This window comes from Stenotrophomonas sp. GD03777, assembly GCF_029842485.1.
Classification (GTDB): Bacteria; Pseudomonadota; Gammaproteobacteria; order Xanthomonadales; family Xanthomonadaceae; genus Stenotrophomonas; species Stenotrophomonas sepilia.
In genome coordinates this window covers 1-6,766 of the sequence record NZ_JAOCGL010000152.1, presented here as the reverse complement: position 1 = coordinate 6,766, position 6,766 = coordinate 1, and the positions used below count along the sequence as shown (strand labels likewise).

Annotated in this window: 7 protein-coding genes; 2 read left to right on the top strand and 5 right to left on the bottom strand. The window is 68.1% G+C overall.

The features are described from left to right. A partial coding sequence (gene hrpB / locus N5E02_RS19535; RefSeq protein ID WP_279946639.1) for an ATP-dependent helicase HrpB occupies positions 1-1,303 on the bottom strand: 1,303 nt, incomplete at its 3' end. Positions 1,304-1,370: 67 nt separating this feature from the next. On the opposite strand from hrpB, the gene N5E02_RS19530 reads away from it, so the two are divergent. Next, the gene (locus N5E02_RS19530) at positions 1,371-2,168 is read left to right on the top strand and encodes a TatD family hydrolase (RefSeq protein WP_005420232.1); all 798 of its coding nucleotides are present in this window, start codon (positions 1,371-1,373) and stop codon (positions 2,166-2,168) included. 56 nt (positions 2,169-2,224) lie between these two features. Here the strand turns inward: N5E02_RS19530 and N5E02_RS19525 are convergent, their stop codons facing one another. The 4 genes from N5E02_RS19525 to N5E02_RS19510 all read right to left on the bottom strand — a co-directional run bounded on the left by N5E02_RS19525 (position 2,225) and on the right by N5E02_RS19510 (position 5,959). Then, positions 2,225-3,109: an NAD-dependent epimerase/dehydratase family protein gene (locus tag N5E02_RS19525; RefSeq protein ID WP_279946638.1), complete on the bottom strand. Its 885-nt coding sequence runs from the start codon at positions 3,107-3,109 to the stop codon at positions 2,225-2,227. Further along, a complete protein-coding gene (gene panE, locus N5E02_RS19520; protein WP_279946637.1) occupies positions 3,106-4,044 on the bottom strand; it encodes a 2-dehydropantoate 2-reductase in 939 nt (312 codons plus the stop codon). Before panE ends, N5E02_RS19525 begins: the two co-directional genes overlap by 4 nt. 158 nt (positions 4,045-4,202) lie before the next feature. Next, positions 4,203-4,994 (bottom strand): ABC transporter permease, encoded by a 792-nt coding sequence (locus N5E02_RS19515; RefSeq protein WP_005420226.1) that lies wholly within the window; start codon positions 4,992-4,994, stop codon positions 4,203-4,205. Continuing rightward, positions 4,991-5,959: an ABC transporter ATP-binding protein gene (locus N5E02_RS19510; protein WP_005420224.1), complete on the bottom strand. Its 969-nt coding sequence runs from the start codon at positions 5,957-5,959 to the stop codon at positions 4,991-4,993. Before N5E02_RS19510 ends, N5E02_RS19515 begins: the two co-directional genes overlap by 4 nt. An 84-nt stretch (positions 5,960-6,043) precedes the next feature. On the opposite strand from N5E02_RS19510, the gene N5E02_RS19505 reads away from it, so the two are divergent. Then, positions 6,044-6,766, top strand: a 723-nt coding sequence (locus N5E02_RS19505) for a ferredoxin--NADP reductase (protein WP_279946636.1), incomplete at its 3' end; no start/stop codon positions are given.

The following is a 6,766-nucleotide window of genomic DNA, read 5'->3' as shown; positions in this document are numbered from 1 at the left end:
CAGCCAGCGCCTGGGCGCGGGCATCGGGCGCTGCCAGCAGCATCGCCGCCATCCGTGGATGCGTGCCCAGCGCCAGCACACGCCGGCCCAGTTCGGTGATCGCGCCACTGCTGGACAGGGCGCCGAGCCGCTGCAGCAGTTCGCGCGCCGCGCCCATCGGACCCGCCGGGGGCGGATCGAGGAAGCGCAGATCGCTGCTGCCCCAGGCCGCCAGTTCCAGTGCCAGTCCGGCCAGTTCCACCTGGTCGATCTCGGCGCGGCGCTGCGGTTCCAGCCGCTGCGACTGTGGCCACAGCCGCCAGGCCACGCCTTCGGCGACGCGCCCGGCACGGCCCGCGCGCTGGTCGGCCGATGCCTGCGCGATGGCCACCACGTCCAGCCGGGTGAAGCCACTGTTGGGGTCGTAGCGCGGTTCGCGTGCCTGGCCGCTGTCGATCACCACGCGCACGCCGGGCAACGTCACCGACGACTCGGCGACGTTGGTCGCCAGCACCACGCGCCGGCGGCCATCGCTGGCCACCTGAAGTACGCGCGCCTGTTGTTCCACGGGCAGTTCACCGTGCAGCGCCAGGACCTCGACATCGCCATTGAGCGATTCCTGCAGGCCCGCCTGCACCCGCGCGATCTCGCGCTGGCCGGGCAGGAACACCAGCAGGTCACCGGGGTGCTCGGCCAGGGCCTGCTGCACCGCGCGGCGCACCTGCAGTTCCAGCGCCTCATCGCGGCGCGCCGGGAAGTGGCTGATCGCCACCGGGTAGCTGCGGCCCTCGCTGCTCAGCCGCGGCGCATCGAGAAAACCTGCCAGCCGCTCGCCGTCCAGCGTGGCCGACATCACCACCAGGCGCAGGTCATCGCGCAGCTGCGCCTGCACATCCAGCGCCAGCGCCAGGCCGAGGTCGCCGCTGAGATGGCGCTCGTGGAATTCGTCGAACAGGATCGCACCGACCTCTTCCAGCATCGGGTCGTCCTGCAGCATGCGGGTCAGGATGCCTTCGGTGACGACCTCGATGCGCGTGCGCGCCGAAACCTTGTTTTCGAAGCGGATGCGGTAGCCGACCGTGCCACCGACCTCCTCGCCCAGCTGCCGCGCCATGAACAGCGCGGCGCTGCGGGCGGCGACCCGCCGTGGTTCCAGCAGGATGATCTTGCGGCCCTGCAGCCACGGTGCGTCGAGCAGTGCCAGTGGCACCTGGGTGGTCTTGCCGGCACCGGGCGGGGCCTCCAGCACCAGTCGCTGCTGCGCGGCCAGGTGTTGCTGGATCTGCGGCAGCAGCGGGGAAATCGGGAAGAGCGGGGCGGTCATGTGCAAAGGATAAGGGGGCACGGCGGGCGCAGGTACAATGCGCGGGCACTTTTCCCCCGCGATGACCATGCACCTGATCGATATCGGCGCCAACCTGACCCACGACTCCTTCGACCGCGACCGCGATGCCGTGCTGGACCGCGCGCGCCAGGCCGGCGTGGTGCAGATGGTCATCACCGGTGCCAGCCGCGAGCACTCGCCACTGGCCCTGCAGTTGGCCCAGCAGCACCCCGGCTTCCTGTACGCCACCGCCGGCGTGCACCCGCACCACGCGGTGGAATACACCGAGGAATGCGATGCCGAGATGCGCGCGCTGCACGCGCATCCGGAAGTGGTGGCGGTGGGGGAGTGCGGGCTGGACTACTTCCGTGACTTCTCGCCGCGCCCGGCGCAGCACCGTGCGTTCGAGCGCCAGCTGCAGCTGGCCGCGGACAACGGCAAGCCGCTGTTCCTGCACCAGCGCGACGCGCACGCCGATTTCATGGCACAGATGAAGAACTTCGAAGGCCGCATCGGCCCGGCGGTGGTGCATTGCTTCACCGGCGAACGCGATGAGCTGTTCGATTACCTGGACCAGGACTGGTACATCGGCATCACCGGTTGGCTGTGCGACGAACGCCGTGGCGCGCACCTGCGCGAACTGGTGAAGAACATCCCGGCCAACCGCCTGATGATCGAGACCGACGCGCCGTACCTGCTGCCGCGCACGCTGAAGCCGATGCCGAAGGACCGGCGCAACGAGCCGATGTTCCTGTCGCACATCGTGGAAGAGCTGGCACGTGACCGTGGCGAGGACGTTGCGGTGACCGCGGCCAATGCCACGGCGGCCGCCCGCGCGTTCTTCCGCCTGCCCGACGCGGGTTGATGGTAGTGCCGGCCGCTGGCCGGCAGCACATCTTGATTGCCGGCCAGCGGCCGGCACTACCGGAGCAGGTCGCGCAGGCCCTCACGGTAGCTGGGGAACCTCGGCTCCCAGCCCAATGCTTCACGCGTGCCACGGCTGTCGATGCGCTTGTTGCTCTCGTAGAAGCGCCGCAGCGTCGGGCTCAGTGCCGGGTCATCCCAGGCCACGGCGGGCGGCAGCGCAAACCCGCCCAGCTTCGCGGCGAAGGCCAGCACATCCTGCGGCGGTGCAGGTTCGTCGTCGCTGGGCAGGTAGAGACCCTGCCGGGCCGGGCGCCGCATTGCGGCGATGATGACGGTTGCCAGGTCATCCACGTGCAGTCGGTTGAACACCTGGCCCGGGCGAACCACGTGGCGCGCACGCCCCTGCGCCAACTGCACCAGCGCATTGCGACCCGGCCCGTACAGGCCGGGCAGGCGGAATACCGCCGAGGCGATGCCGCGTTGTCCGGCCAGTGCGCGCCACTGGGCTTCCGCGAGCAGGCGCTGCACGCCAGCCGCTTCAGTGGCGTCGGCCGCGCTGCGCTCGTCGACCCAACCGCCGGCGCGGTCGGCATACACCGAGGTCGACGACAGATAGCCGACCCAGCGCAATGCCGGGCTGGCCTGCAGCGCGGGCAGCAGCAGGCGCAGTGCCGGGTCGCCCTCCGCGTCGGGCGGCACGCTGCACAGCACGGCATCGGCCTGCGCGATCACATCGAGCAGGGCAGGCGACGGTGGCGTGTCGGCGTGCAGCTGATGCCGTGGCAGGCCATCGTCCGGCGCGAACGAGGGATCGCGCACCGTGCCGGCCACGCCTATGCCGTGCGCCTGCAGCTGCGCGGCCAGCACGCGTCCGCTCCAGCCCAGCCCGAGAATCAGTACCCGCGCGGGCAATGGGCTGGCCTGCAAGGCGGGACTCACGCGACCCGCAGTGCCTGGTAGGCCTGCAGGCTGCTGTAGGCAACCTGCAGCAGCAGGGCTTCCTGATCAGCCCTGCGCGCACGCACCAGCATGTCGCCAACAATCTGTTCGGCCTCCACCTGCTGGCCGGCCTCCAGATCACGCAGCATCGAGGCCTTCAACGCCGAGCCGGCCTGGGTCAGCGTGCCGCGCGCAGTGTCCTTCGCTGCCTCCGGAACCGGTTCACCGGCGGCTTCGGCGACGGCCAGGCACTCGTCGTAAAGGCCACGTACGATCGCCTCGCCATCATCGGTGGCGACGATGGTGCCGATATCCGCACGCAGCAGGCAGGTGGCTGCGGCCAGCGCGGTCAGGAAGGTGTACTTGATCCACTGTTCCTGGCCGATGCGCTCGCTGGCCAGGTGATCAAGGTTGGCCTTCGCGCAGACCGTAGCGAAGCCGCGCACGCGCGCGGAGATCGCGCCGCCGTCGCGCTCGCCGAAGGTGAGCTTGGCCGGCTTGCCCAGATGCAGCACCGCGCCATCGGGCGCCTTGGTGGCGCTGATGAAGCACAGGCCGCCGAGCACCGCGTCGCGGCCAAAGCGCAGGTCCAGTGCGTTGTAGTGGTGCAGGCCGTTGAGGATCGGCAGCACGGTGGTGTTCGCGCCGACTGCCGGGGCGATGGCATCGATCGAACTGTCCAGGTCGTAGGCCTTGCAGCTGAGGATGACCAGGTCGAAGGGCTTCTGCGCGACCAGTGCGGGCAGTGCATCAGCCGTGACGTGCTGAACCGGGAAACGCGCATCACCCAGTGGGCTGCGGATGACCAGGCCATCATGGTCCAGCTGCGCGGCGCGCGCGGGGCGCACGAGGAAGGTCACGTCCACGCCGGCCTGGGCCAGGCGGCCACCGAAGTAACCGCCGGTACCGCCGGCGCCGAGGATCAGGATGCGCATTGCACGTTCACCGTTTTCTGGGGGGAATCAGAACTGCGATTGTGCCGGAGATTGCAGGCAAAAAAGAGCCGAGCATAGGCTCGGCTCTACAGACTGCTGCATCCACGCATGGCGTGGATCTGGTGTTGCGGCCAGCGGCCGGCACTACCACGCAGGTCTCAGCTGCGCATACCCACGCCACGGCGCAGCAGCCACAGGGCCAGCGCCGTCAGCACCACCACGAATCCGATCATCAGGCCGTAGGCCACCGGCAGCGGCACATCGCTGCTACCCAGCAGGCCATAGCGGAACGCGTTGACCATGTAGAAGATCGGGTTCGCGTGCGTGGCCGCTTCGGCCCAGCCCGGCAGCAGCTTCACCGAATAGAACACGCCACCCAGGTAGGTCAGCGGGGTCAGGATGAAGGTCGGCACGATCGCCACGTCATCGAACTTCTTCGCATACACCGCATTGATGAATCCGGCCAGCGAGAAGATCGTCGCGCCGAGGATCACCGTGGTCAGCATCACGATCGGATGCGGGATTCGCACCGGGGTGAAGAACATCGCGATGATCAGCACGATCACGCCGACCATCAGGCCGCGCAGCACGGCACCGGCCACGTAGCCCCACAGGATCACCCAGTTCGGCATCGGGCTGACCAGCAGTTCTTCGACGTGGCGGCCGAACTTGGCACCGAAGAACGAGGAACTGATGTTGCCGTAGCTGTTCTGGATCACGCTCATCATCACCAGGCCCGGCACGATGAACTGCATGTAGGTGTAGCCGCCCATGTCACCCACGCGCGACCCGATCAGGTTGCCGAAGATGAGGAAGTACAGGGTCATGGTGATCGCCGGCGGCACCAGGGTCTGGCCCCAGATGCGCATGATGCGGGCGACTTCGCGGCGCACGATGGTCATCAGCGCGATGCGGTTGCGCTGGCCGTCGGTCAGCTCGGTGGTGCTCATGCAGGCTTCTCCATGTTGCCGGTGAGGCGCACGAACAGCTCCTCCAGGCGGTTGCTCTTGGTACGCATCGAACGCACGCGGATGCCGGACTCGTTCAGCGTAGCGAACACGCGGTTGAGGTCCATCGCGCGTGGCATGTCGATGTCCAGCGTGTGCGGGTCCGGCGCGGTCAGCGTCGCGCCCTCGATCACCGGCAGCTGCGCCGGCAGGTCACCGTCGATGTCCAGCAGGAAGCCTTCCACGTCCAGCTTGGCCAGCAGGGTGCGCATCGGCCCCTGCTCGACGATCTGGCCATGGTTGATGATCGCCAGGTGGCGGCACAGGTACTCGGCTTCTTCCAGGTAGTGCGTGGTGAGGATGATCGTGGTGCCGGCAGCGTTGATCTCCTTCAGCACGCGCCACATGTCGCGGCGGATCTCGATGTCCACGCCGGCGGTCGGCTCATCCAGGATCAGCAGGCGCGGGCGGGTCATCATCGCGCGGGCGATCATCAGCCGGCGCTTCATGCCGCCGGACAGCGTGCGGCTCATCACCTGGGCCTTTTCCCACAGGTGCGCGCGCTTCAGCTCTTCCTCGGCGCGCTGCTCGGCTTCCTCGCGCGGCACGCCGTAGAATCCGGCGTAGTTCACCAGGATGTCGAAGGGCTTTTCGAACAGGTTGAAATTGATCTCCTGCGGCACCAGCCCGATCAGGCGCATGGTGGCGCTGCGGTTGCGCACCAGGTCGCTGCCGAACACCTCCACCTGGCCCTCGCTGAGGTTGACCAGGGAGCTGATGATGCCGATCAGGGTCGACTTGCCCGCCCCGTTGGGGCCGAGCAGGGCGAAGAAGTCGCCCGGGGCCACTTCCAGGGAAACGCCCTTCAGGGCCTGGGTGCCGTTGTCATAAGTCTTGCGCAGGTCGCGCACGCGCAGGGCGGGCGCCGTATCGTTCTGGGATGCCAAGCTCGAAGCCTTCGCGCCCATGGGCTGGCGCTGGAGAGGGGCGGGGAGGGGCTATTATAGAAGACCCCGAGGGCTTGCCCCGGCTACACACTGTCCCGAAAAGTCGTGCCTGTTCAATTCCCCCTCAAGCTGGTCGGCTGCCGCATGCTGGCCCCGACCGTCGGCCACTACCAGTTCGTGCGTGACGATGGGCAGCCGCTGGATTTCCAGCCCGGCCAGTTCATCCAGGTCCATTTCAGCTACGCCGACGGCACCGAAACCAAGCGCAGCTACTCGCTGGCGACCATCCACGACCATGCGCTGGGCCCGGGCGAGGCGGTGGACATCGCGGTCAGTTTCGTGCCCGGTGGCGCCGCCACGGCCCTGTTCGAGGCGCTGGAGCAGGGCAGCCAGATCAGTGCGTCCGGCCCCTATGGCCGGTTCTGCCTGAATCCCGGTGACCACAACGCCCGTTACCTGCTGATCGCCACCGGTACCGGCGTTACCCCCTACCGCTCGATGCTGCCGCTGCTGGAGAAGGCCATAGCCGAACGCGGCGTGCAGATCGTGCTGCTGCAGGGCGCGCGCAGTCCGGGCGAGCTGCTGTACAGCGAAGATTTCTACAGCTTCGCCGAAAAGCACGCGAACTTCCGCTATGTTCCGTGCCTGTCGCGCGAACTGCCGACCGAACCGCACCCGGATGTACAGCACGGCTACGTGCAGCAGGCGCTGGCCGGTTTCACGCCGGACCCGGCCACCGACATCGCCTACCTGTGCGGCAACCCGGACATGGTCGATGCCTGCGCCGAGCTGCTGAAGGCGGCCGGCCTGGGCAACCCGCAGATCCGC